The sequence below is a fragment of the Achromobacter sp. ACM03 genome (assembly GCF_014851665.1).
In the GTDB taxonomy this organism is placed as follows: Bacteria; Pseudomonadota; Gammaproteobacteria; order Burkholderiales; family Burkholderiaceae_B; genus Achromobacter; species Achromobacter aegrifaciens.
Genome location: NZ_JACVAD010000003.1, coordinates 620,370 through 643,412, shown reverse-complemented (window position 1 = coordinate 643,412; position 23,043 = coordinate 620,370). Strand labels below are relative to the sequence as shown.

At 68.4% G+C, this 23,043-nt stretch carries 22 protein-coding genes; 10 read left to right on the top strand and 12 right to left on the bottom strand.

Features of this window, described 5'->3' with window-relative positions:
• Positions 1 to 8 precede the first annotated feature (8 nt).
• Together IB257_RS18675 and IB257_RS18670 are read left to right on the top strand one after the other, a co-directional pair.
• Complete coding sequence (locus IB257_RS18675; RefSeq protein ID WP_054457503.1) at positions 9 to 908, top strand: LysR family transcriptional regulator; 900 nt, start codon at positions 9 to 11, stop codon at positions 906 to 908.
• A gap of 128 nt (positions 909 to 1,036) precedes the next feature.
• Entirely contained in the window at positions 1,037 to 2,032 is a 996-nt protein-coding gene (locus IB257_RS18670; protein ID WP_054457501.1) for a tripartite tricarboxylate transporter substrate binding protein, read from the top strand.
• Here IB257_RS18670 and IB257_RS18665 read toward each other — a convergent pair.
• From IB257_RS18665 to IB257_RS18645, 5 genes are read right to left on the bottom strand one after another with little or no spacing between them, the layout of a single operon-like run.
• Positions 2,029 to 2,991 (bottom strand): nitronate monooxygenase family protein, encoded by a 963-nt coding sequence (locus tag IB257_RS18665; RefSeq protein WP_054457499.1) that lies wholly within the window; start codon positions 2,989 to 2,991, stop codon positions 2,029 to 2,031. The two genes, IB257_RS18670 and IB257_RS18665, sit on opposite strands and share 4 nt — an antisense overlap.
• A gap of 19 nt (positions 2,992 to 3,010) precedes the next feature.
• Positions 3,011 to 3,985: a tripartite tricarboxylate transporter substrate binding protein gene (locus IB257_RS18660; RefSeq protein WP_175181103.1), complete on the bottom strand. Its 975-nt coding sequence runs from the start codon at positions 3,983 to 3,985 to the stop codon at positions 3,011 to 3,013.
• Between the two features lie 56 nt (positions 3,986 to 4,041).
• The gene (locus tag IB257_RS18655) at positions 4,042 to 5,562 is read right to left on the bottom strand and encodes a class I adenylate-forming enzyme family protein (protein WP_119451448.1); all 1,521 of its coding nucleotides are present in this window, start codon (positions 5,560 to 5,562) and stop codon (positions 4,042 to 4,044) included.
• A gap of 11 nt (positions 5,563 to 5,573) precedes the next feature.
• A complete protein-coding gene (locus IB257_RS18650; RefSeq protein WP_054457495.1) occupies positions 5,574 to 6,746 on the bottom strand; it encodes a thiolase in 1,173 nt (390 codons plus the stop codon).
• Positions 6,743 to 7,147 (bottom strand): Zn-ribbon domain-containing OB-fold protein, encoded by a 405-nt coding sequence (locus IB257_RS18645; RefSeq protein ID WP_192492661.1) that lies wholly within the window; start codon positions 7,145 to 7,147, stop codon positions 6,743 to 6,745. Before IB257_RS18645 ends, IB257_RS18650 begins: the two co-directional genes overlap by 4 nt.
• A gap of 196 nt (positions 7,148 to 7,343) precedes the next feature.
• Here IB257_RS18645 and IB257_RS18640 point away from each other — a divergent pair, with 196 nt between their 5' ends.
• From IB257_RS18640 to paaG, 3 genes are read left to right on the top strand one after another with little or no spacing between them, the layout of a single operon-like run.
• On the top strand, positions 7,344 to 8,534 hold the full coding sequence (locus IB257_RS18640; RefSeq protein WP_192492660.1) for an acyl-CoA dehydrogenase family protein: 1,191 nt from the start codon (positions 7,344 to 7,346) through the stop codon (positions 8,532 to 8,534).
• Between the two features lie 35 nt (positions 8,535 to 8,569).
• Positions 8,570 to 9,682 (top strand): acyl-CoA dehydrogenase family protein, encoded by a 1,113-nt coding sequence (locus IB257_RS18635; RefSeq protein WP_054457490.1) that lies wholly within the window; start codon positions 8,570 to 8,572, stop codon positions 9,680 to 9,682.
• On the top strand, positions 9,679 to 10,500 hold the full coding sequence (gene paaG / locus IB257_RS18630; RefSeq protein ID WP_192492659.1) for a 2-(1,2-epoxy-1,2-dihydrophenyl)acetyl-CoA isomerase PaaG: 822 nt from the start codon (positions 9,679 to 9,681) through the stop codon (positions 10,498 to 10,500). The genes IB257_RS18635 and paaG overlap by 4 nt, the downstream gene beginning before the upstream one ends.
• 16 nt (positions 10,501 to 10,516) lie before the next feature.
• On the opposite strand, the gene IB257_RS18625 is transcribed toward paaG, so the two are convergent.
• Positions 10,517 to 11,410, bottom strand: coding sequence for a LysR family transcriptional regulator (locus IB257_RS18625; protein ID WP_054457486.1), 894 nt, complete (start codon positions 11,408 to 11,410; stop codon positions 10,517 to 10,519).
• A 150-nt stretch (positions 11,411 to 11,560) separates the two neighbouring features.
• Between IB257_RS18625 and IB257_RS18620 the strand changes: the two genes are divergently transcribed.
• The 4 genes from IB257_RS18620 to IB257_RS18605 are packed head-to-tail and all read left to right on the top strand — an operon-like array spanning position 11,561 to position 15,340.
• Complete coding sequence (locus tag IB257_RS18620) at positions 11,561 to 12,391, top strand: MaoC family dehydratase N-terminal domain-containing protein (protein WP_192492658.1); 831 nt, start codon at positions 11,561 to 11,563, stop codon at positions 12,389 to 12,391.
• Positions 12,388 to 13,581 (top strand): CaiB/BaiF CoA-transferase family protein, encoded by a 1,194-nt coding sequence (locus IB257_RS18615; RefSeq protein WP_054457482.1) that lies wholly within the window; start codon positions 12,388 to 12,390, stop codon positions 13,579 to 13,581. Before IB257_RS18620 ends, IB257_RS18615 begins: the two co-directional genes overlap by 4 nt.
• Positions 13,578 to 14,411 (top strand): CoA ester lyase, encoded by an 834-nt coding sequence (locus IB257_RS18610; protein ID WP_192492657.1) that lies wholly within the window; start codon positions 13,578 to 13,580, stop codon positions 14,409 to 14,411. Before IB257_RS18615 ends, IB257_RS18610 begins: the two co-directional genes overlap by 4 nt.
• 32 nt (positions 14,412 to 14,443) lie before the next feature.
• The gene (locus IB257_RS18605; protein ID WP_175213816.1) at positions 14,444 to 15,340 is read left to right on the top strand and encodes a sugar kinase; all 897 of its coding nucleotides are present in this window, start codon (positions 14,444 to 14,446) and stop codon (positions 15,338 to 15,340) included.
• A gap of 23 nt (positions 15,341 to 15,363) precedes the next feature.
• On the opposite strand, the gene IB257_RS18600 is transcribed toward IB257_RS18605, so the two are convergent.
• From IB257_RS18600 to hda, 4 genes are read right to left on the bottom strand one after another with little or no spacing between them, the layout of a single operon-like run.
• A complete protein-coding gene (locus tag IB257_RS18600) occupies positions 15,364 to 15,849 on the bottom strand; it encodes a 2-amino-4-hydroxy-6-hydroxymethyldihydropteridine diphosphokinase (protein ID WP_054457477.1) in 486 nt (161 codons plus the stop codon).
• A gap of 3 nt (positions 15,850 to 15,852) precedes the next feature.
• Entirely contained in the window at positions 15,853 to 17,217 is a 1,365-nt protein-coding gene (pcnB, locus tag IB257_RS18595; RefSeq protein ID WP_054457475.1) for a polynucleotide adenylyltransferase PcnB, read from the bottom strand.
• The gene (locus IB257_RS18590; RefSeq protein ID WP_013391641.1) at positions 17,218 to 17,916 is read right to left on the bottom strand and encodes an HAD family phosphatase; all 699 of its coding nucleotides are present in this window, start codon (positions 17,914 to 17,916) and stop codon (positions 17,218 to 17,220) included.
• Positions 17,913 to 18,614, bottom strand: coding sequence for a DnaA regulatory inactivator Hda (hda, locus tag IB257_RS18585; RefSeq protein WP_054457473.1), 702 nt, complete (start codon positions 18,612 to 18,614; stop codon positions 17,913 to 17,915). Before hda ends, IB257_RS18590 begins: the two co-directional genes overlap by 4 nt.
• A 368-nt stretch (positions 18,615 to 18,982) precedes the next feature.
• Here hda and purM point away from each other — a divergent pair, with 368 nt between their 5' ends.
• The gene (gene purM, locus IB257_RS18580; protein WP_054457472.1) at positions 18,983 to 20,032 is read left to right on the top strand and encodes a phosphoribosylformylglycinamidine cyclo-ligase; all 1,050 of its coding nucleotides are present in this window, start codon (positions 18,983 to 18,985) and stop codon (positions 20,030 to 20,032) included.
• Between the two features lie 61 nt (positions 20,033 to 20,093).
• Here purM and miaA read toward each other — a convergent pair whose 3' ends face one another.
• Together miaA and mutL are read right to left on the bottom strand one after the other, a co-directional pair.
• Complete coding sequence (gene miaA / locus IB257_RS18575; protein WP_054457470.1) at positions 20,094 to 21,062, bottom strand: tRNA (adenosine(37)-N6)-dimethylallyltransferase MiaA; 969 nt, start codon at positions 21,060 to 21,062, stop codon at positions 20,094 to 20,096.
• A gap of 2 nt (positions 21,063 to 21,064) precedes the next feature.
• Positions 21,065 to 23,029, bottom strand: a complete 1,965-nt coding sequence (mutL, locus tag IB257_RS18570) for a DNA mismatch repair endonuclease MutL (RefSeq protein WP_175213818.1) — start codon at positions 23,027 to 23,029, stop codon at positions 21,065 to 21,067.
• Between the last annotated feature and the right edge of the window lie 14 nt (positions 23,030 to 23,043).

Here is a 23,043-nt window from a genome sequence, read left to right as displayed (position 1 = left end):
GGTGGAACATGAGACACGATCTGACGGACCTGCGTTTGTTTCTGAACGTGGGGGAAACACTCAATCTGACCCGGGCTGCGGAACGCACCTTCCTGTCCCTGCCGGCGGCAAGCGCGCGGGTGAAGAACATGGAAGAGGCCTTCAAGGCCCGGCTACTGGTGCGCATGGCCACGGGCGTGGCGCTGACGCCGGCGGGCGAGGTGCTGCTCAAGCATGCGAACGCCGTGTTCCGCCAGCTGGAATGCCTGAACGCGGACCTGCAGCCCTATGCCAGCGGCCTGAAGGGACGCCTGCGCCTGCTGGCCAACACCACGGCCACCAATTCGTTCCTGGCCGACGCCTTGTCCACGTTTCTTGCGGAAAACCCTGACGTGGACGTGGAGCTGGAGGAAAAAATATCTGGCGATATCGTCATCGCCATACGCGCAGGCCAGGGAGACCTGGGGCTGGTGGCGGGCAATATCGACGTGTCGGGCCTGGACGTCACGCCGCTGTTCCGCGATGAACTCACCGTGGTCACGTCGCTGGACCACCCCCTGGCGGCCACGGAGTCCGCGCATTTCGCCGACTTGGTCGATGCCTACCAGTTCGTCGGCATACATCCCGACAGCGCCATCCAGACCTTCCTGGAAGATATCGCCAGCGGCCTGGGCAAGCGCATCTGCCAGCGCGTGCACGTGGGTAGCTTCGAGGCCGTGTGCCGCATGGTGGAGGCGGGCGCGGGGATCGCGGTGGTGCCGCGCGCCTGCGCGGCGCGCTACAGCCGTCCGGATGCGCTGCACGTGCTCAAGCTGGATGACCCCTGGGCGTTGCGCGACCGTCTGCTGTGCCGCCAGCGCGGCCGCGACCTGCCCAGTTTCGCGGAATGCTTCATCGAACATGTGCAGCGTGCGGCGCGCGGCCTGTAGCGCGTTCCGAAGAGGGGCTTTTGCAAATATGTAGCGGTGACTCCGCAGGTTCGGCAAATAATAAAAAAGGCGTCAGGCAGCAGTCCTAGAGCTTGGCCGCCCATAAAACCGAGAACCAGGAGACTGCCGTGACCGATCTACTACGCCGCCGCGCCGTTGCGCGGCTGGGCGCCGCGTGCGCCGCCGCCGCGCTGCCCGCGCTGTTCCCCAAGATGGCCCGCGCCGCCGCCTGGCCGGCGCATGCCGTGAACTTCATCGTGCCGTTTCCTGCGGGCGGCCCCGTGGACACGACCGCGCGCTTCACCACGCAGCCGCTGGGGCAGCTGTGGTCGGTGCCCACGGTGGTCGACAACAAGTCGGGCGCTGGCGGCATCGTGGGCGCGCAGTTCGCGGCCAAGTCCGAGCCCGACGGCTACAACTATTTTTTTGCCTCCATCCACCATGCGGTGCTGCCCAGCCTGCGCGGCAATCTGAGCTACGACATTACGCGGGACTTCGTGCCGGTCGGCATGGCGGCGGTGTTTCCCATCGTGCTGGTGGTGAACGCGACGCTGCCCGTGAATTCGGTCAGCGAGCTGATCGCCTATGCCAAGGCCAATCCGGGCAAGCTCTCGTTCAGCTCGTCAGGCACGGGCGGCGGCACGCACCTGGCCGGCGAGTTGTTCAACGCCATGGCCGGCGTGCGCATCCAGCACGTGCCCTACCGCGGCAGCGCGCCCGCCATGCAAGACCTGCTGGGCGGACAGGTGCAGGTGATGTTCGCCGACGGTCCATCCGCCGTGCCGCATCTGAAGGGCGGCAAGGTGCGTGCGCTGGGGGTAGGCAATCCCACGCGTTCCAGCATGCTGCCCGACGTGCCTACCATCGCCGAGTCCGGTCTGCCAGGCTACGAGGCATACTCGTGGAGCGGCGTGATGGCGCCCAAAGGCACCCCGCCCGACATCGTGAAACGCGTGAATGCGGATCTCGTGAAGGTTCTGTCTGACCAGGCCACCGCGCAGGGGATGATCGCCGCAGGCGCCGAGCCCAAGCCCGGCACCCCAGAACAGTTCGGCGAGTTCGTCCGCGATGAAATCGCGAAATGGCGCGACGTCATCAAGACCGCCAACATCAAGCTGGACTAAAGCTGGCGCAGGGCTTCGCGCGCGGCGAGATATTCGGATTCCAGCTGATCCACCAGCATCGCGGCAGGCAGGATTTCCTGCGCCGCGCCCACGCCCTGGCCCGCGCTCCACACATCCTTCCAGGCCTTGGGCCGCGAACTCTTGTCCATGTTCGCGGGCGGGGCTACGCCGTTCCTGGCAAGCTCCAGGGGATCCAGGCCGGCTGCCCGGATGCTGGCCGACAGGTAGTTCGCGGGCACGCCCGAGAAGTAGGGCGTGTAGGTCACGTCTGCCGCCTGCGCCTGCAGCACCATTTCGCGATAGGCGTCGCCGGCCAGCGATTCCTGCGTCGCGATGAAGCGTGTACCCATGTAGGCGAAGTCGCAGCCCAGCACCTGCGCGGCCAGAATGTCCTTGCCGTGGCTGATGCAGCCGGACAGCGCCAGCGGGCCGTCGTAGAAGGCGCGGATCTCGTTGACCAGCGCGAATGGGCTGATCTGCCCTGCATGGCCGCCTGCGCCCGCCGCCACCAGGATCAGGCCGTCGACCCCGGCGTCCAGCGCGCGCTTGGCGTGCCGCACATTGGTGACGTCATGGAATACCAGCCCGCCATAGCCGTGCGCGGCGGCCACCACGGCTTCGGGGGCATGCAGCGAGGTGATGATGAGCGGCACGCGGCGCTCGGCGCAGATGGCCAGATCGCCCTGCCAACGCGGATTGCTGGGGTGGACGATCAGGTTGACGCCATAGGGCGCGATTTGCGCGTCGGGTGCGGCCTGGCGCTTCGCGGCCAGGCCGTTCTCGATGCGCGTGAGCCAGTCGTGCAGCTGCTCCTGCGGACGGGCGTTGAGCGACGGAAAGGTGCCGATGATCCCCGCCGCGCATTGCGCCACCACCAGGTCCGGTCCGGAGACCAGGAACATGGGGGCGCCGATGACGGGGAGGCGGGTGTGGGCGTGCAGCGCGAGCGGGGGATTCATCTGGATGCTCCGGTGGTACTCAATTGGCCTGGATGTTGGCGCTTTGGATGACATCGGACCACAAGGCGTATTCACGGTCGATGCGCGATTGCAGCGCCTTGGAGTCGCCGGTGTTGATGGTGTAGCCGCCATCGGTCATGGCCTGGCGGAAGGCCGGATCGCTGGAGACTTCGTTCAGCGCGCGGGTCAGGCGGGCCGCGACGGCGTCGGGCAGTTTCTTCGGCCCAACCAGCGCGTACCAGCCGACCACTTCGTAGTCCTTCATGCCGGCTTCGACCATGGTGGGCACGTCGGGCAGTTCGGGGTTGCGGGTCTTGGACGTGACCGCCAGGGCGCGCGCTTTGCCGCTCTTGACGAAGGGGATGGCGGTGCTGGTGATGTCGAACATGAAGGTGATCTTGCCGCTGATCACATCGACCATGGCAGGCGAGTTGCCGCGGTAGGGCACGTGCAGCATGGGCGCACCCGCCTGCTTCTTCAGCAGCTCGGCCGACAGGTGGTTGGACGCGCCGATGCCGGCGGAACCGAACGACACGGCATCCGGATGGGCGCGGGCGTAGGTGACCAATTCGCTGACGTTCTTGGCTGGGATCTGCGGGCCGATCAGCAGAACGTTGGCGTAGTCCACCACCAGCCCGATCAACGAGAAGTCCTTGCGCGGATCGAACAGCGTGCTGCGCTGTACCAGCGGCGACATGGTGAGGGTGGGGCTGGCGGCGAAGCCCAGCATGTAGCCGTCGGGCGCGGCCTTGGCGGTGGCGTCGGAGGCGATCATGCCGCTGGCGCCGGCGCGGTTTTCCACCACCACGGACTGGCCCAGCTTGTCGCCCAGGTACTTGGCGAAGACGCGGGCGGTGGTGTCCACGGGGCCGCCGGGGGCATAGCCCACCAGCAGCCGGATGGGGCGTTCGGGATAGGCGTCGGCCCAGGCGTTTGAGGCCGTGGCCAGCGCCGCCGTGGCGGCGGCCGCGGCGAGCAGGGTCTTGATGTTCACGCTGTAGTCTCCTTGTGGGTAAGTGGCGGGTCGTGCAGCGGAACAGCTAGCCGCGGCTATGCCAGCCTTTCTTTCAGCGGCTGCTTGAGGATCTTGCCGCTGACGGTGGTGGGAATGGTGTCGATGGGGATGATGCGGGCGGGCCGCTTGTACGGCGCCAGCTGCGCGCGCAGATGCAGCATCAGCAGGTTGGTGTCCACGGTGGCGCCGGGCAAGGGCTCGACGAAGGCGATGACTTCTTCGTTCTGGTCGGCGGTGGGGCGCCCGACCACGGCCGACAGGCGCACGCCGGGGAACGCGTTGATGACGGATTCGACTTCCAGCGGATAGACATTGAAGCCGGAGCGGATGATCAAGTCCTTGGAGCGTCCTGCGATGTACAGCGCGCCCTGTTCGTCGACGTAGCCGATGTCGCCGGTGTTGAGCCAGCCGCCGGGCAGCAGCGCCTGCGCCGTTTGTTCGGGATTGCGGTAGTAGCCCAGCATGACGCCCGGGCCGCGGATCAGGATGTCGCCGCGCTCTCCGGGTGCGGGCGCGCCGTTGTCGGGGTTGCCGATCCGCATTTCCACGCCTTCGACCGCATGGCCGGCCGAGCAGTCGCTGCGCGGCGCATCGATGCGGGTGACAAACATGGAGCCCGCGTATTCGGTGATGCCGTAGCCGTGGTGCATGGCGACGCCGAAATAGCGCTCGGCGTCGCGCTTTAGCGTGGGATCCAGCGCGGCGCCGCCCGTGTACAGGTAGCGCAGGGCAGGGGCGCGCAGCTCCGCGCGCGGCGGCGCCACGGCCATCATGCGGCTGAACATGGTGGGCACGCCCTGCAGGATGCTGACGCCGGGATGGGCCAGGGCCTTGAAGGCGTCGGCGGCGTCGAAGCGGCTGCGCAGCACCAGGCTGGCGCCGGCGTGCACCGTGGCCATCAGCACGGTGGCGATGCCGAAGATGTGCGACATGGGCAGTGCGGCGTAGCCGATGTCCTGCGGCGTCAGGCGGCGCGAGGCGGCGGACACGCGGGCGAAATGCAGCAGGCCGCGGTGCGGCACGAGGACGCCCTTGGGCGCGCCCGTGGTGCCGGACGTGTAGATCACGGTGGCCACTTCCGCGGCCGTGTCGCCAGTTTCGGCCTGCGTGGGCGCATCCGCTCTTGCGGTCTGCATGCCTGGGCCCCAGACGTCCGGGTCGGCGTCGGCGGCGCCGGCGTGCTCGGCATGGGCTGCGGCGGCGGGCGAGACGCCGCTGGTGTAGAGCAGCAGTTCGGGCTGCGCGTGAACGCGGATGGCGTCGATCTCGCGCGCGGACAGGCGCGCGTTCACGCCCACCGGCCAGGCGCCCGCCACGCTGCAGGCAAACAACGCGGCGACCATGGCCGCGCAGTTTTCGCCGGCGATCAGCACGCGGTGCCCGGGACGTACGCCCTGTTCTTCGAGCCATGCGGCCGCGGCCTGCACGCGCCGCCAGAACTGCGCGTAGCTCAGTTTGCCGCCGCCCTCCTCGTACAGAAAGGTGGCGTCGGGCCGCTGGCCGGCTTGCTGCGCCAGCAATTGATGGATGCGGGTAAGAGGGGCTGCCGGGGACATGGTTGCGTCGCTCAAAGCGTGGCCTGGGTGCCCAGGATGGCGGTGGATTGGCTGGACAGGGTGCCGCCGTTGCCGTGCACCAAGGCCAGATGCGCATCGGCGACCTGGCGCGCGCCGCATTCGCGGCGCAGTTGGCGGACGGCCTCGATCATGATGAAGACGCCGTACATGCCGGGATGCACGCAGCACAGCCCGCCGCCGTTGGTGTTGACCGGCAGCGCGCCGCCAGGGGCGATGGCGCCGCCCGCGATGAAGTCCTTGCTTTCGCCCTTGGCGCAGAAGCCCAGGTCTTCCAGGAACAGCAGGGTATTGATGGTGAAGGCGTCGTACAGTTCCACCACGTCGATGTCCCGGGGCGCAACGCCTGCCATCTCGAAGGCCCGCTTGCCGGACTCGGCCGCGGCGGTCACGGTCAGGTCTTCCATGGACGAGATCTGGCGGTTCCAGACCGCGGTGGCGTTGCCCAGCACGTAGACCGGCGGACGCGGCAGGTCGCGGGCGCGCTCGGCGCGCACCAGCACGTAGGCGCCGGCGCCGTCGGTGACCAGGCAGCAATCGCGCACGCTCAAGGGATCGGACACCATGCGGGCCGAGAGGATCTGGTCCAGCGTGGCGGGTTCGCGCAATTGCGCTTCGGGATTCAGCTGGGCCCATTGGTTGGCGGCCAGCGCCACCTGCGCCAGGTGCTCGCGACGCGTACCGTATTGATGCATGTGGCGCGCGGCCGCCAGTGCGTAGGAGGACAGGGGACTCAGCGGCTCGTAGGGCGTTTCGTACGGCTGTGGATCGAACTGCTTGCGGACCCGGCCGATCTCGGCGCGGCTCAAGGTGGAAGTGCGCTGCGTGCTGCCATAGCAGACCAGCACCGCGTTGCACTGGCCGGATGCCAGCGCGTGCAGCGCGGGCAGCAGGTGCGCGACGAAACTGGAGCCGCCCAGCATGGTGCTGTCGATGAAGCTGGGGCGGATGCCCAGGTGTTCGATGACCGGCATGGCCCACATGGGCGCGGCCACGCTGGCGGTGCAGATGCCGTCGATGTCGCGCATGGTGAGGCCGGCGTCTGCCACCGCGCGCTGCGCGGCCTGCACCAGGATTTCCATTTCGGTGTAGCCCGCGGCCTGGCCCAGGCCCGCGTGGCCCACGCCGGCCACCGCCACGGCGCCGCGCAGATCGTTCAGCGTCATTGCGCCTCCTGGTTGGGTCGGAAGATCAGGAGGCCGCGGCCGTCCTGCTGCGCCACCTGCGCGCGCACCGCCATGCCGATATGCACGGCGTCCGGCGCCACGCCTTCGACGCGGCTCATCAGCCTGACGCCTTCCCGCAGGTCTATCAGCGCCACGTTGTAGTCGCCGCCCGCCTCGGGCTTGCGGCGCACCACGGTGGTGGAATAGACCTCGCCGCGCCCGTCGGGCTCGGTCCAGGCGAGTTTGTCCGCGCCGCAATGCGGGCAGATCATGCGGGGGTAGAACACGGCGCGGTCGCAGCCCGCGCAATGCTGGATGAGGAAGCGGCCTTGGTCCAGCGCCTGGCGGTATTGCGCCTCGACGCCTTGCGGCGCGACGGCCTGCTGATCGGGAACGGTCATGATGCCTACAGGTTCCAGTGGATGACGCTTGCAAGTGTCGGCACTGGCGGCGGGTTCGGCCATTCTTCATTGCTGAAGCTGGCCTTCTGCCGGCCCGTAGTGGGGCGCCCTATGTCCTGCGCGAAGCCCGTCTTCGGAAGAGGCAGATTGTCCGGCGTGCCCCCGCGTGGCTAGATATCGGAAAAGGAGCCCGACCATGAATCTGACCTGGACGCCGCAGGAGCGGCTATTCCGCGAAGAAGTGCGCGCCTTCGCCACGGACAAGCTGCCGCTGGACATACGCGACAAGGTGCTGCGCCACCAGCGGCTGGAGCGCGAGGACTACGTACGCTGGCATAACATCCTGGCCGACCAGGGCTGGGGCGCGCCGAACTGGCCGGTCGAGCATGGCGGCACCGGCTGGAATGCCTTGCAGCGGCTGATCTTCGAGGTCGAATGTTTCAAGGCCGGCGCGCCGCGCCTGTTGCCATTCGGCCTGTCCATGATCGGCCCGGTCCTGATGAAGTACGGCAGCGCCGAGCAGCAGGCGCGCCTCTTGCCTCGCATCATCCGCGTGGAGGACTGGTGGTGCCAGGGCTATTCCGAACCGGGGTCGGGGTCCGATCTGGCCTCGCTCTCGACCCGCGCCGTGCGCGACGGCGACGAATACGTCGTCAACGGCCAGAAGACCTGGACCACCCTGGCTCAGTACGCCGATTGGATGTTCTGCCTGGTCCGCACCGACCCCGAGGCCCGCGCGCAGCGCGGCATCTCCATGCTGCTGCTGGACATGCGTACGCCGGGCGTGACCGTGCGCCCCATCCGCACGCTGGATGGGGGGCACGACGTGAACGAGGTCTGGCTGGAGAACGTGCGCGTGCCCGTGGCCAACCTGGTGGGCGTGGAGAACCAGGGCTGGACCTATGCCAAGTACCTGCTGGGCCACGAGCGCACCGGCATCGCAGGCCTGGGCCATTGCCACCGCGAACTGGGCGTGCTCAAGCACATGGCGGTGCAGGCGCAGTCCCGGGGCAAGCCCCTGCTGGCCGACAGCCGGTTCCGCGACCGCATCTCGCGCATCGAGGTGGACATCATGGCGCTGGAAATGCTGCTGCTGCGCGTGGCCTCCAGCAACGACGGCACGCCGGGGCCGGAAGCGTCGGTGCTGAAGATCCGCGGCTCCGAGATCCAGCAGGACCTGGCCATGCTGCAGATGGAGGTGGCGGGGCCGGACGCCTGGCCCTATGACCCCGATTGGCTGCAGGCAGACCATGGATACAGCGGTCCTGGGCCGGAACTGGCGGCTGCGGCCGGCGCCGGCTATGCCGACATGCGCAAGACCTCGATCTACGGCGGCACCACCGAAGTGCAGAAGGGCATCATCGCCCGCCTGGTGCTGGGCCTGTAGGCCCGGCCTCGCGCAACCCGACAGGAAGACGACGCATGGATTTCATCTATACCGAAGAACAACGCATGCTGGCGGACAGCCTGCGGCGACTGGTGGACCAGGAATGGACGCACGCGCGCCGCCGGGCCCGGCAGGCGGCGGGCAAGCTGGATGCCGACGCCTGGGCCGCGCTGGCTGAACTGGGCGTTCTGGGCCTGACCATCCCGCAGGATTTCGGCGGCTTCGGCGAAGTGCCCGCCAGCCTGCTGCCCGTGCACGTGGAACTGGGACGCGGATTGGTGTCCGAGCCGGTCATTCCCAGCGCGGTCATGGGCGCGGCGCTGATCGAAGCCTGCGGCGGCGAAGCGCGCGGCTTGTGGCTGCCGGCCATCGCCTCGGGCGACGCCGTGGTCAGCGTGGCGTACCAGGAGCCCGGCCGCCGCTACGACACCGATCCGCGCGATTGCCGCGCCAGCAAGACTGCCGATGGCTGGCGGCTGGACGGCGCCAAGCATCTGGTCTGGCACGGCGCGGCGGCCACCGCGTGGCTGGTCAGCGCGCGCGGCGACGGGGGCGAGACCCTGTTGCTGGCGGTGCCGGCGGATACGGCAGGCGTGAGGATCACCGATACGCCCACGCTGGACGGCGCGCGCTGCGCCCGGCTGGATCTGAACGCGGTCAATCTGGCGCCCGAGGCCTTGCTGGCGCAAGGGACCGCCGCCGACCAGGCGCTGGCGCAGTCCTTGCAATGGGGCACGGCCGCGCTATGCGCGCACGCCGCGGGCGCAATGGAGCGGCTGCTGGAGATCACCGTCGACTACCTGAAGGCGCGCAAGCAGTTCGGCCAACCGCTGGCCTCGTTCCAGGCCTTGCAGCATCGCCTGGCGGAAATGCTGGTGGCCAAGGAACTGGCTTTGTCCATGGCTTATGTGGCGGTGGCGGCGCTGACCGAAACCGACGCTGCGCAGCGCCGCCGCATGATCGCCTCCGCGAAGTTGGAAGCCGCGCGCGCCGGACGCCTGGTGGCGCAACTGGCGGTGCAGCTGCATGGCGGCATGGGCATGACCGACGAGCTGGACGTGGGCGATTACTTCAAACGGCTGACCGTCGTGGACCAGCTGCTGGGCGATACGGCCGAGCAACTGGCGGTGCTGGAGGAACTGGCATGAGCGCAGCGGCGACGACACAGGTCGAAGGCGGCTACACCCAGATCCGCTTCACGCTGGAGCGGGGCGTGGGCGTCATCACACTGAACCGGCCCGACCGGTTGAACAGTTTCACGGAAGTCATGCATGCCGAGCTGGCGCGGGCGCTGGATGCCATGGAGGCGGACAGCGGCCTGCGCGGACTGATCATCACAGGCTCGGGCCGGGGCTTTTGCGCTGGGCAGGACCTGGGCGAGCGCAAGCCGGCTGAGGACGGAGCACGTCGCGACCTGAGCCTGATTCTTGAGCAGTGCTACCGACCGCTGATCACCCGGCTGCGTAACCTGCCGGTGCCGGTGGTGTGCGTGATGAACGGCGTCGCGGCCGGCGCAGGCGCCAGCCTGGCGCTGGCTTGCGACGTGGTGTTCGCAGTGGAGTCGGCGCGCTTCATTCAGGCCTTCAGCAAGATCGGCCTGCTGCCGGATGCCGGCGGCACCTGGTTCCTGCCGCGTTTGGTGGGCTCTGCGCGGGCCATGGGCGCCGCGCTGTTCGGCGAAGCGCTCAGCGCCAGGCAGGCGGAAGCCTGGGGCCTGATCTGGCGTGTGGTGCCAGACGCCGCGCTGGCGGACACGCTGGCCGAAGTCGCCGATACGCTGGCGGCCGGACCTACGCGCGCCTATGCGGCTACCAAGGCGGCGCTGCACGCGTCCAGCGGCAACACGCTGGCGCAGCAGTTCGATCTGGAATGCCGCTTGCAGCGCGAACTGGGCTACACCGACGACTACCTGGAAGGCATGCGGGCGTTCGCGCAGAAGCGCCCGCCGGCGTTCACCGGCACCTGAGCTTTGCAGACGGCCGTCAGGGCGTCCGCGCCGCCTGGATCTGTTCTATGAGTTCGCGCGCGCAACCCGGCAGGGCGTCGATGTCGCGCACCAGTAGCTTGCGTTCGCGCACCACCCAGGGCTCGTCCAATTCGACCACGCGCAGCTTCATGTCGGCGCCATAGCGCCGCGCGGCGGAGTCGGGGATGACGCCGATGCCCACGCCCGCCTGCACCATCCGGCAGATGGAATCGAAGCTGTAGAGCTGGATGCGCTGGGGCAGGCGCTGGCCCACCTGTTCCAGCTGGTCGCGCAGGAAGGCGACCAGGGTGGAACCTTCGTGCATGGTGATGAAGGGGTAGCGCACCGCCTCGGCCAGCTTGATCTTTTCCTGATCCTGCAGCGGGTGGCCATTGGGCACCACCAGCACCAGCTTGTCGGTGCTGAAGTGGATGGTCTGCAATTCGGGCGCATCCACCGGGCCGGCCACGATGCCCAGGTCGGTGGTGCCGTCCAGCACGCCGCGCACGATGTCGCGGGTCAGGCGTTCCTGCAGGTCCACGGTGACGCCAGGGTGGCCGGACAGGAATTGCGCCAGGATGTCCGGCATGAATTCCGTGACCGCCGTGGTGTTGGCGAAGATGCGGATGTGGCCGGCGTCGCCGTCGGCCTGCTCCTGGAAGTCATGTTTCAGGTGGTCCACCTGGCGCATGATGACGCGCGCGTGCTGCAGCAGCTTCTGGCCCGCAGGCGTGATCTCCACTCCGCGGCTGTCGCGGTACAGGAGGCGGGTATTGAGCTGGTTCTCCAGCGCCTTGATGCGCACGCTGACGGCTGCCAGGGACAGGTGCGCCCGCTTGGCAGCCTGGGTCAGGCTGGGGGATTCGGCGATGTGGATGAACAGGCGTAGGTCGGCGAGGTCGAAGTGCATGGGCCATATATTACGGCGCGAGGCGTCGGGCCGGGAGGCAGGGGTGCGATTCAGGCAGCGCAAACCCCGCCTTGAGCAAAAACGAATTCACAAGCGGGACGGCTTGCGGGCATGCTTCAGTCTGTAAAAACCCCAGCAGAGGATATCGGCATGACATCTACAGATCCGGCCGCCTGGATCGGCAGCGGCGAACGCAGGGCGGACGCCATGGATCCTGGCCACGGCGCGCGCATCGCGGCAACCCTGGGCGGTCCGGCGCCGGTCCAGGGCGATGCCTTGCCGCCGCTGTGGCAATGGGCGTTCTTCATTTCCACGGTGGACATGGGCGGGCTGGGGACGGATGGCCATCCGGCGCGCGGCGGCTTTTTGCCGCCGGCCCAGGACCGCAACCGCATGTGGGCGGGCGGCCGGGTCGAGTTCCGCCGGCCGCTGTTGGTCGGCGTGCCCGCGGAGCGCGAATCCACGGTGATCGATGTCAAGGAAAAGGCAGGGCGCACTGGCGCACTGCTGTTCGTGACCGTGCGCCACGAGTTCCGCCAGGAAGGCGAGGTCGCCATCCACGAGGAGCAGGACATCGTCTATCGGCAGCCGACGCCGCCCAAGCTCACGGGCAGCGAGCCCGCGCCGCAGGCGCAGTGGCGCGATACCGTTGAGCCGTCGCCGGTGCTGCTGTTCCGCTACTCGGCGGTGACCTTCAACGGCCATCGCATCCACTACGACCATCCCTACGTGACGGGCACCGAGGGCTATCCCGGGCTGGTGGTGCACGGCCCGCTCATCGCCACCGAGATGGTTGCCGCCTTCTCCCGCGCCCATCCGCAGGCGCGCCTGACCCACCTGTCGTATCGCGGCCTGCGTCCGCTGATTGCGCCCGCACCCTTCCAGGTGGCCGGCCGCTTGACCGAGCCGGGCGTGGCCCAGCTCTGGGCTGAGCAGGACGGCACGCTGGCCCACCAAGCTGAACTGAGGTTTACAGAATGAGCATAGAGGCCCCCCGTCCCCTGGACGGCATCACCGTCGTCAGCCTGGAGCACGCGATCGCCGCGCCGTTCTGCACCCGCCAGCTCGCGGACATGGGCGCGCGCGTCATCAAGATCGAACGTCCCGGCGGCGGGGACTTCGCCCGCGGCTACGACGAGCGCGTGCGCGGCCTGTCCTCGCATTTCGTCTGGACCAACCGGTCCAAGGAAAGCCTGACGCTGGACCTCAAGCGCGAGGAGGCGGGTGGCGTCATGGAGCGCCTGCTGGAGACGGCCGACGTGCTGGTGCAGAACCTGGCGCCCGGCGCCGCTGCGCGTCTGGGACTGTCTTTTGACGCCCTGCACAAGAAGTATCCGCGCCTGATCGTCTGCGATATCTCGGGCTATGGCGAAGGCGGGCCCTATCAGGACAAGAAGGCCTACGACCTGCTGATCCAGAGCGAAAGCGGTTTCCTGTCCGTGACGGGTACCAGGGACGATCCGGTCAAGGCCGGTTGCTCCATTGCCGACATCGCGGCCGGCATGTACGCCTATTCCGCGATCCTGAACGCATTGCTGCTGCGGCAGAAAACGGGCCTGGGCAGCCGCCTGGACGTCTCCATGCTGGAGAGCATGGTGGAGTGGATGGGGTTTCCCATGTACTACGCCTTCGACGGCGCCACGCCGCCCGTGCGCGCGGGCGCGGCCCACGCCTCCATCTATCCCTACGGGCCGTTCCCCGTGGGCGACGGCGCCACCATCATGCTGGGCCTGCAGAACGAGCGCGAATGGCGCGTGTTCTGCGCCCAGGTGCTGCGCCAGGCGGAACTCGCGGAAGACCCGCGCTTCATCTCCAATTCGCTGCGCACCGCCAACCGCGACGACCTGCGCGCGCTGATCGTGGCCGCCTTCGCCGACCTGTCCATCGAACAGGTGACGCAGCGGCTGGAGGACGCGCAGATCGCCAATGCGCGCGTCAACGACATGGCCGGCGTCTGGGCCCATCCGCAATTGCAGGCCCGAGGCCGCTGGAGCCAGGTGGACAGCCCCGCCGGCGAGCTGCCCGCGCTGCTGCCTCCGGCCAGCAGCAACGCCTTCGCGCCGCGCATGGCCGCGGTGCCCGCGGTGGGCCAAAACACCGATGCGGTGCTAGCATCATTGGGATACGCGCCCGATCAGGTGGCGCAGTTCCATGCATCGGAGGTCGTGTGACGCATCCCGTTGTCCGTAGCGCGCTGTTCGTGCCGGCGTCGCGCCCCGAGCGCATCCCCAAGGCGCTGGCCGCCGGCGCCGACGCCGTCATCGTCGATCTGGAAGACGCGGTGGAGCATCTGGCCAAGGCGGCCGCCCGGGAAGCGCTGTGCGATTTCCTGGGGACGAATCCGCGCGTCCGGCTGTGGGTGCGGATCAACGACGCCTCCACTTCCTGGCACGACGACGATCTCAAGGCCTGCCGCGGCAAGCCCGGGGTGGCCGGCGTGCTGCTGCCCAAGGCCGAGAGCCTGGCGCAGGTGCGCCATGTGGTCCAGGCGGGCCTGCGGGTGATTCCCATCCTGGAAACCGCCCAGGGCATCCTCAACGTTGCGGAAGTCGCCGCCACGCCCGGCGTGGAGCGCCTGGCCTTCGGCAGTCTGGACTACGGCCTGGACCTGGGACTGACGCCCGATACGCCGGGGGCGCAAACCGTGCTGGACCAGGCGCGCGTGCAGGTGCTGCTGCACAGCCGCGCAGCCGGACTGGCGCCCGCGCTGGATGGCGTGTTTCCGGGCATCCAGGACCAGGCCGGGCTGGCGCATGCCGCCGGCCGCGCGCAGCAAATGGGCTTTGGCGGCATGCTGTGCATCCACCCCACGCAAGTGCCGGTGATCCACGCGGCCTTCGTGCCCGCGGCGCAGGAACTGGCCTGGGCGCGCCGCGTCATCGCCACGCATCGCGACACTTCGGCCGGCACCTTCATGCTGGACGGCAAGATGGTCGACGCCCCAGTCATCGCACGCGCGCGACTGGTGCTGGCGCAGGCGGGCGAAACCACCGGCATCTAGGCCGGTTCCGATCACTTCTTTCCGGCAGCTCCATGGGCGAAGCGCTCTTCATCGGACACACTTATATCGACGTCACCGTGCTGGCGGACGTATGGCCTACGGGCGATGAAAAAAGCGTGGCGCGCGACTACGCGGTGTCCTTCGGCGGCAACGCGGTGACGGCCGCGTTCGCCTGCGCGCGGCTGGGCACGCCGCCGGACCTGATCTGCTCGCTGGCATCGGACTGGCTGGGCCACATGTACACGGACATGGCTGCGGCGCACGGGGTGTCGCTGCATGCGCGCAAAGTGAGCCGTTCGTCCCTGTCCTTCATCATGCCCAATCACGGCAAGCGCGCCATCGTGCGTGCGCGCGACGTGGACTACCTGAACGACTTTCCGCGGCTGGACATCGGCGGCTACCGTGCCTTGCACCTGGACGGGCATCAGCCCGACGCCGCCCTGCATTACGCGCAGGCGTGTCGGCAGGCGGGCGTGCTGACCTCGCTCGATGGCGGCGGCGTGCGCGAGAACACCGACGAGCTGCTGCGCCACGTCGACGTGGCGGTCTGCGCGGAGCGCATGTGCGAACAATTGGGGCTTGCGCCGTCAGGCCTGCTGGAACTGCTGAAGGCGCGCGGCTGCCGCATCGGCGCGGTCACCATGGGCGAGCGCGGCATGCTCTGGTACGACGAGACGGGAACGGTGGATGTCCTGCCCGCGCTGGACGTGCCGGCCGCCAGCATTGTCGATACCTCGGGGGCCGGGGACGTGTTCCACGGCGCCTACGTCTGGTCCTATCTGAACCGGCCGGAACTGCCGTGGGCGGAGCACTTCACCTTTGCGCGCGCGGCTTCGGCCCACAAGATCCAGCATCTGGGCAATGAAGCGGGCCTGCCGCAGGTCGAGGACGTGGAGCGCGTGCTGATGGCCTACGCGCCGAAGGAATAGCGGGCGGGCTTGGCCGCCGGCGTTCAGTCCGCGATGCGCGTTATCGGCTGGTCGTGGATCGCGGCGATCCAGTCGCCGATGGGCTTGCCTTGCAGCGCCAGGCCGGGAGCCAGGTCGCGCAGGGGCAGCAGCACGAAGGCGCGCAGGTGCATACGAGGGTGGGGCAGCGTCAGCCGCTCATGGTCCAGCACGGTGTCGCCGTACAGCAGCAGGTCCAGATCCAGCGTGCGCGGCGCATTCTTGTAGGGGCGCTCGCGGCCGTGCCGGTTTTCCAGCGCCTGCAGCGCATCCAGCAGGGCCAGCGGGGTCAGATGCGTGTCCAGCGCCGCCACTGCGTTGACGAAGTCGGGGCCGGTGGCTTCGACCGGCGCGCTGCGGTAGAACGGCGATGCCGCCACCGCGGCGATGCCGCCGGTTTCCTGCAATTCAGCCAGGACACTGCGCAGCGTGGCTGCGCCGTCGCCCAGGTTGGCGCCCAGCGCGACGTAGGCGCGCACAGGAGCGGTCATGACTTAACCCGCTGCGGGCGGCGTGCCACGCGAGGGCGAACGGCGGGGACGGCGGCGCTTGCGCGGGGCGGAGGGGGCGTCGCCGGCATCGCGCGGTTGGCGGGACACCTCTTCGATCATCTCGCTGCGGGTGACGTCGTCGGCGTTGGCCAGGTCCATCCACCATTGCGCCAGCACGCTGTCGAACTCGCCGGCGGCGGCGCGCAGTTGCAGGAAGTCGCAGGCGGCGCGGAAGCGCGGCTGTTCGATCATGCGGTAGATGGTCTTGCCCATGCGGCGCTCGAAACGTGGCTGCATGAACCAGATCTCGCGCATGTCGGACGAGAAGCGGCGCTGGATGGCGAGCTTTTCGGTCTGTTCGTCCAGCACCGAATCGGCGGCTTGCGACAGGGCGGGGATGGTGTGCTCGCCCTGCGCGCGCAGCTGCTTCCAGCGCGCTTCCACCTGTTGCCACAGCAGCGCGGCGAACAGGAAGCTGGGGCTGATGGTCTTGCCCGAGCGCACGCGCGCGTCGGTGCGTTCCAGCGCAAGCTCCACGAAATGCTCGCCGCCGGGTTGCTCCAGCACCACGTCCAGCAGGGGCAAGAGGCCCTTGTGCAGGCCGTCGGCGCGCAGCTGGCGCAGGCAGTCCATGGCATGGCCGCAGGTCAGCAGCTTGAGCATTTCGTCGAACAGGCGCGAGGCCGGCACGTTCTCGATGAGCTCGGCCATGGTGCTGATGGGCTGGCGCGTGGCCGGGTCGATGGTGCCGTTCAGCTTGGCGGCGAAGCGCACGGCGCGCAGCATGCGGACCGGGTCTTCGCGGTAGCGCTTGGTCGGGTCGCCGATGATGCGGACCTGGCGCTTTTTCAGGTCGGCCACGCCGTTGTGGAAGTCGATGACTTCCTCGTTGTGCGGGTCGTAGTAGAGCGCGTTCATGGTGAAGTCGCGGCGCGCCGCGTCTTCTTCGTGCGAACCGAATACGTTGTCGCGCAGGATGCGACCGTGTTCGTCGGTCTCCTGGTCTTCCGAGGCGGGGGCGCGGAAGGTGGAGGTTTCGATGATTTCCTGGCCGAAGACCACGTGCACCAGCTGGAAGCGGCGGCCGATGATGCGGGCGCGGCGGAACAGCGGACGGATCTGCTCGGGCGTGGCGTTGGTGGCCACGTCGAAGTCCTTGGGCTCCAGGCCCACGATCAGGTCGCGCACGGCGCCGCCGACGATGTAGGCGTCATAGCCGTGCTGGCGCAGCACCTCGCAGACCTTGATCGCGTGGCGCGAGACGTTGCGGCGGTCGATGCCGTGCTTGTCGCGCGCGATGCGCAACGGCCCCCGGGCTGCCGGCGCGAATAGTCGGCCGACGAATTTTTTTATGGTTTCAGTGATCATTTAGGACTTCGAATCTTCCATGTGGTCGAACAAGTCGATCACCTGCCAGCCGCGCTCCTGGGCGATGCCGCGCAGGGTGGGGCTGGGGTTGGCTGCGATCGGACGGGTCACTTTCTCCAGCAGGGGTACATCGTTGACCGAATCGCTATAGAAAAACGATTCCGAAAAATCCGCAAGTCCCAAACCCATGCCGGCCAGCCAGTCGTTGACGCGCACCACCTTGCCTTCCTTGAAACTGGGCGTGCCCAGGATGCGGCCGGTGTAGCGCCCGCGCAGGTATTCCGCGTCGGTGGCCACGAGGTGGGGCACGCCGAAGGCGCGCGCGATGGGAGCGGTGACGAAGCTGTTGGTGGCCGTGACCACCGCGCACAGGTCGCCGGCTTCCAGGTGCGATTGCACCAGGTCGCGCGCGGCGGGCGTCATGGACGGGCGGATCACTTCTTCCATGAAGGCTTCATGCCAGGCCGCCAGGTCGTAAGGCGTGTGCGCGGCCAGCAGGCCGAGCATGAACTCGGCCGCCTGCTCGGCGGTGAGCTCGCCGCGGTTGTAGCGATCCATCAGATCGTCGTTCTGGCGGCGGGCTTCGGCGGGATCCCCGGCGCGGCCCGTGCGTGCCAGATAGTCGGCCCATTGGTAGTCGCTATCCAGCGGCAACAGGGTGTGATCCAGGTCGAACAGGGCGAGACGTCGGGAGGTCATGTGCGTTGTGAATCAGGATCTGCGAGCATGGCCCGCAGCAGAGGTAGGGTGATGGGACGGCCGGTGGCCAGGGAATAGCGGTCCAGCGCGTCGATCAGCTCCGCCAGCTTGCGGATGTCGCGCTCGTGGTGCGTGAGCATCCAATTGATGATTTCGGGCGCCAGGTGCATGCCGCGGGCAGCCGCCTGGGCCGACAGGGCGGCCAGCTTGTCGGCGTCGGACAGCGGGTCAAGGCGGAAAACCAGGTCCCAGCCCAGGCGCGTGCGCAAGTCCTCGCGCAGCGGCATCGACAGCGGAGCGCGGTCGCCCGCCAGCGCCAGCGCGAAGGCGCGGCCGGTGGCGGCGGATTCGCGCCAGCGGTTGTAGAGCGCGAACAGGGCGGCCTGGCGGCTGTCGTTCATGCGGTGCACGTCGTCGACCGCCACGAACTTGGGCATGGGCGACTTGGAATCGGCTTCGGCCAGGCGGCGCAGCATGTTTTCGCCAGTCTCGGCGTCGATATAGACGGCGTCGGGGCGGGCGGTCAGCGCGCGCAGCAGATGGCTGCGGCCGCAGCCCGCGGCGCCCCAGATGTACAGGGCGCGGCCAGGAAGCAGCGCGCGCACTGCCGCCAGCGCTTCCCCGTTGGGGCCGGCGATATAGTTGTTCAGCGATGGCGCTGGCGCGGGAAGAACGTCAAGCAGCAGCTGGCGGTTCATGGGAGCTTACAAGGTGCCGAAACGAGGCGGGTAGTACGGGTCAATACGGCTACAGGTCAGTACAACGGGTCAAAACGTCGCTGGCCGGGCGCGAAACTCCGGGGTTTGCACCACGGAACCGACAAAATCAATACCGGCCAACCCTACACTTTAAACCACCTGGGGCCAGGGTGTCGCGTCGATGGGCCTGGGCTGGCTTGGGTTTGCGCCGATCCGGCCCCTCTTGCCCGCCCTGGCCGGGCGAGCCGGCGCGGTCGCCGTCCGGACCGCTTTGGCGGCGCCGATCCCTGCTAGTCCCCGCAACATCGTAAAATGCAGGGCGTTCCACCAAAATCCCAGCAATTGTTACATACCCCACGGCATTTCTCATGACGAATCAACCTACCGCCCCTATGACCTACCGCGATGCCGGTGTCGACATCGACGCAGGCGACGCCCTGGTCGACCGTATCAAACCGCTTGCGGCGCGCACCATGCGTCCCGGGGTGCTGGCCGGTATCGGCGGCTTTGGCGGCCTGTTCGAAGTGCCGAAGTCGTACAAGGAACCCGTGCTGGTCTCGGGCACCGACGGCGTGGGCACCAAGCTGCGCCTGGCGTTCGACTGGAACCGCCACGACACCGTGGGTATCGACCTGGTCGCCATGAGCGTCAACGACATCCTGGTGCAGGGCGCGGAGCCGCTGTTCTTCCTGGACTATTTCGGCTGCGGCAAGCTTTCGGTGGATACGGCGGCGGCCGTGGTGGGCGGCATCGCCAAGGGTTGCGAGCTGTCGGGCTGCGCGCTGATCGGCGGTGAAACCGCCGAAATGCCGGGCATGTATCCGGACGGCGAGTACGACCTGGCCGGCTTCGCGGTGGGAGCGGTGGAAAAGTCCGCCATCATCACCGGCCAGTCGATCAAGACCGGCGACGTGGTGCTGGGCCTGGCTTCCAGCGGTGCGCACTCCAACGGCTATTCGCTGCTGCGCAAGATCCTGGAACGCGCCAACGCCAAGCCCGACGACGATTTCCACGGCCAGCCGATGGTTGACGTGGTCATGGCGCCGACGCGCATCTACGTGAAGCAGGTGCTGGCCGCCCTGGCCAAGCACGGCACCAGCATCAAGGGCCTGGCCCACATCACGGGCGGCGGCTTGCTGGACAACGTGCCGCGCATCCTGCAGCCCGGCCTGTCGGCCAAGCTGCACCGCGCCAACTGGGAAATGCCCAAGCTGTTCCAGTGGCTGCAAGAGCAGGGCCAGGTCGAAGACACCGAGATGTACCGCGTTTTCAACTGCGGCATCGGCATGGTGCTGGTGGTGGATCCGGCGCAGGCCGAAGCCATCGCCGCCACGCTGCGCGAGCAGGGCGAGACCGTCAGCACGCTGGGCGAGATCGTCGAGCAGAAGGAAGGCATGGCGCAAACCTTCGTGGTGTAAGCCACGCTGTCCGCAACGAAGAACCGCGCCACGGCGCGGTTTTTTTGTGTCTGGCGCCTGGCTAGGCGCGTCCCGCCAGCGCGACGGCCATCGCGTCTATGGTTTGCGCCACGGCATCCGCCGCCAGGCAGTCGACGATGACGCGCTCGGGCTGCGCGCGCAGCCAGGTGATCTGGCGCTTGGCCAGCTGGCGCGTGGCGGCGATGCCTTGTTCGCGGGCGGTGGCGAGGTCGACCTCGCCGTCCAGGTGCGCCCACATCTGCCGGTAGCCCACGCAACGGACCGAGGGCAGCCCGGTATGCAGGTCGCCCCTGGCGCGCAGGGCGCGGACTTCGTCGAGCAGGCCGCGGTCCAGCATGGCGTCGAAGCGTTGCTCGATGCGGGCATGCAGCGCGGCGCGGTCGGAAGGCTCCAGGCTGATGGTGAGGTACTGGTTGCCCGTCGCGTCGCGCGGACGCTGGCTGCGCAGCAGCAGGGCCGACATGGGCTGGCCGGACAGCATGCAGATCTCCAGCGCGCGCTGGATGCGCTGGCTGTCGTTGGGCGCCAGGCGTGCGGCAGTGACGGGATCCAGCTGCGCCAGTTCGGCGTGCAGCGCGGGCCAGCCCTGGACGGCGGCGCGCGCTTCCAGCTCGGCGCGCAGCGCCGGATCCGCCTGCGGCAGATCGTCCAGGCCGTCGCGCAGCGCCTTGTAGTACATCATGGTGCCGCCCGCCAGCAGCGGGATGCGTCCGCGTGCGCGGATCTCGTCTATCAGGCGCAGCGCATCGGCGACGAAGTCGGCTGCGGAGTACGACTGGATGGGGTCGAGGATGTCCAGCAGATGCTGCGGCACCTGCGCCTGTTCCTCGGGCGAGGGCTTGGCCGTGCCGATGTCCATGCCGCGATAGATCGTGGCGGAATCGACGTTGACGATTTCCAGCGGCCAGCGCTCGGCCAGCGCCAGGGTGGAGGCGCTCTTGCCGGCCGCGGTGGGGCCGGCCAGGCAGATGACCAGCGGCGTCGCGTTGGGGGAGGAGGACGGCGACAAGCTTATTGTCCGCGCAGGAAGAGCTTGTCCAGGTCGGACACCGACCACTGGATCCAGGTGGGGCGGCCGTGGTTGCACTGGTCGGCGCGTTCGGTTGCTTCCATCTGGCGCAGCAGGCCGTTCATTTCTTCGATGGTGAGCTTGCGGTTGGCGCGCACGGAACCATGGCAGGCCATGGTGGACAGCAGCTCGTTGCGCTGTTCCGTCAGCAGGCGCGACACGCCCACGGCGCCCAGGTCGCGCAGCACGGCGCGGGCCAGCGTTTCGATGTCGCCGCGGGCCAGGATGGCCGGCACCGAGCGCACGGCGATCGAGGTGGGGCCGGACGGGCGCATTTCGAAGCCGAGTTCGTTCAGCTGCTCTTCGTATTCCTCGACCAGCGCCACATCCTTTTCCTGGGCATGGAACACCACGGGCACCAGCAGATCCTGGCGCGGCAGGCTGCGCGCGTCCAGGGCTTGCTTGAGCTGTTCGTAGACCACCCGCTCGTGCGCGGCATGCATATCCACCAGCACGATGCCGCGGCGGGTCTGCGCCAGGATGTAGATGCCATGCAGCTGCGCCAGCGCCATGCCCAGCGGATGTTCTTCGTCCGCGGGCAGAGCCGCGACAGGCGCGGGTGCGGGTTCGCGCAGCGGCGCGGTTTTGGCGGCCGAGTCGTCATCCAGCGGGCGGTAGAGCGATTGCCAGTCCGCGGCCGGAATGCCGGCGGGTTCGGCATGCAGGCGGAACGGCACCTGGGTGTGCGGGCGCTGCGGCGCGGGCGATGGGCGCAAGCCGTAAGACGATGATGATGCGTTGCCGCCGGCGTAGGCGGGCCGGGGCGCGTCCGTCATGGGCCGGGGGCTGCTGGCGGGCGCGTAAGGCGAGGCTTGCGGCGCGGCGTCGGTCGCCGCGGCGGTGGCGGGCCGGGCCACGGTTTCGAACCCGGCGTCGTCCGCGTCGTCGTTTTGCGCCGCGGGGGCTGCGGCGGACGCGCCGCCCGTCTGCGCCAGGGTCTGGCCGACCGCATGGGACACGAAGCGATGCACCGCGCCGCTGTCGCGGAAACGGACCTCATGCTTGGCCGGGTGCACGTTCACGTCCACGGCGGCCGGGTCGATGTCCAGGAACAGCACGTAGGCGGGCTGGCGGTCGCCATGCAGTACGTCCGCGTAGGCGGCGCGCAGGGCGTGGCTGACGGTGCGGTCGCGCACGTAGCGGCCGTTCACGTAGAGATACTGGCGGTCCGCGCGGGCGCGGGCTGCGGTGGGACGGGTGATCATGCCCGCCAGGCTGACCGTGCCGACCGAGTGCGACAGCAGCAGGCCGTGTTCGGCGAATTCCGCGCCCAGCACGTCGCGGATGCGCTGCGGCGGTTCGGCGGGCAGCCATTGGCGCTGCGCGCGGTCGTGATGGAACAGGCGGAAGGCGATCTGCGGATGCGCCAGAGCGATGCGCTCCATGGCGTCGACGCAGTGGCCGAACTCGGTGGCCTCGGAGCGCAGGAATTTGCGGCGGGCCGGCACGGCGTCGAACAACTGGCGCACGTCCACCGTGGTGCCCGGAGGACCCGAGGCGGGGCTGACCTGCATGCTGCCTGCATCGATCTGCCAGGCGTGCTCGCCATCGCGGGTGCGGGAAATGATGGTGACCTGGGCCACGGACGCGATCGAGGCCAGCGCTTCGCCGCGGAACCCCATGGATGCCACAGATTCCAGTTCGTTCAAGGAGCGGATCTTGCTGGTGGCGTGGCGCGCCAGCGCAAGCGGCAGCTCTTCGGGCGGAATGCCGCCGCCGTCGTCGGTCACGGCAATGCGGCGTATGCCGCCGCCTTCCAGGCGCACTTCAATGGCGCGTCCGCCCGCGTCGATGGCGTTTTCGAGGATTTCCTTGAGCACGGATGCCGGCCGCTCGATCACCTCGCCGGCGGCGATCTGACTGATCAGCAGGTCGGGAAGCGCAAGAATGGAGCGGCGTTCGGTCATGTGGCTGGCGTTCA

Coding starts and splice junctions, on each gene's coding strand:
- IB257_RS18665 (WP_054457499.1), bottom strand. CDS start 2,991: ATGAATCCCCCGCTCGCGCTGCACGCCCACACCCGCCTCCCCGTCATC.
- IB257_RS18645 (WP_192492661.1), bottom strand. CDS start 7,147: ATGACCGTTCCCGATCAGCAGGCCGTCGCGCCGCAAGGCGTCGAGGCG.
- purM (WP_054457472.1), top strand. CDS start 18,983: ATGACGAATCAACCTACCGCCCCTATGACCTACCGCGATGCCGGTGTC.
- hda (WP_054457473.1), bottom strand. CDS start 18,614: ATGAACCGCCAGCTGCTGCTTGACGTTCTTCCCGCGCCAGCGCCATCG.
- IB257_RS18625 (WP_054457486.1), bottom strand. CDS start 11,410: ATGCACTTCGACCTCGCCGACCTACGCCTGTTCATCCACATCGCCGAA.
- IB257_RS18615 (WP_054457482.1), top strand. CDS start 12,388: ATGAGCATAGAGGCCCCCCGTCCCCTGGACGGCATCACCGTCGTCAGC.
- IB257_RS18650 (WP_054457495.1), bottom strand. CDS start 6,746: ATGACGCTGAACGATCTGCGCGGCGCCGTGGCGGTGGCCGGCGTGGGC.
- paaG (WP_192492659.1), top strand. CDS start 9,679: ATGAGCGCAGCGGCGACGACACAGGTCGAAGGCGGCTACACCCAGATC.
- IB257_RS18635 (WP_054457490.1), top strand. CDS start 8,570: ATGGATTTCATCTATACCGAAGAACAACGCATGCTGGCGGACAGCCTG.
- pcnB (WP_054457475.1), bottom strand. CDS start 17,217: ATGATCACTGAAACCATAAAAAAATTCGTCGGCCGACTATTCGCGCCG.
- IB257_RS18675 (WP_054457503.1), top strand. CDS start 9: ATGAGACACGATCTGACGGACCTGCGTTTGTTTCTGAACGTGGGGGAA.
- IB257_RS18620 (WP_192492658.1), top strand. CDS start 11,561: ATGACATCTACAGATCCGGCCGCCTGGATCGGCAGCGGCGAACGCAGG.
- IB257_RS18655 (WP_119451448.1), bottom strand. CDS start 5,562: ATGTCCCCGGCAGCCCCTCTTACCCGCATCCATCAATTGCTGGCGCAG.
- IB257_RS18590 (WP_013391641.1), bottom strand. CDS start 17,916: ATGACCTCCCGACGTCTCGCCCTGTTCGACCTGGATCACACCCTGTTG.
- IB257_RS18605 (WP_175213816.1), top strand. CDS start 14,444: ATGGGCGAAGCGCTCTTCATCGGACACACTTATATCGACGTCACCGTG.
- mutL (WP_175213818.1), bottom strand. CDS start 23,029: ATGACCGAACGCCGCTCCATTCTTGCGCTTCCCGACCTGCTGATCAGT.
- IB257_RS18640 (WP_192492660.1), top strand. CDS start 7,344: ATGAATCTGACCTGGACGCCGCAGGAGCGGCTATTCCGCGAAGAAGTG.
- IB257_RS18600 (WP_054457477.1), bottom strand. CDS start 15,849: ATGACCGCTCCTGTGCGCGCCTACGTCGCGCTGGGCGCCAACCTGGGC.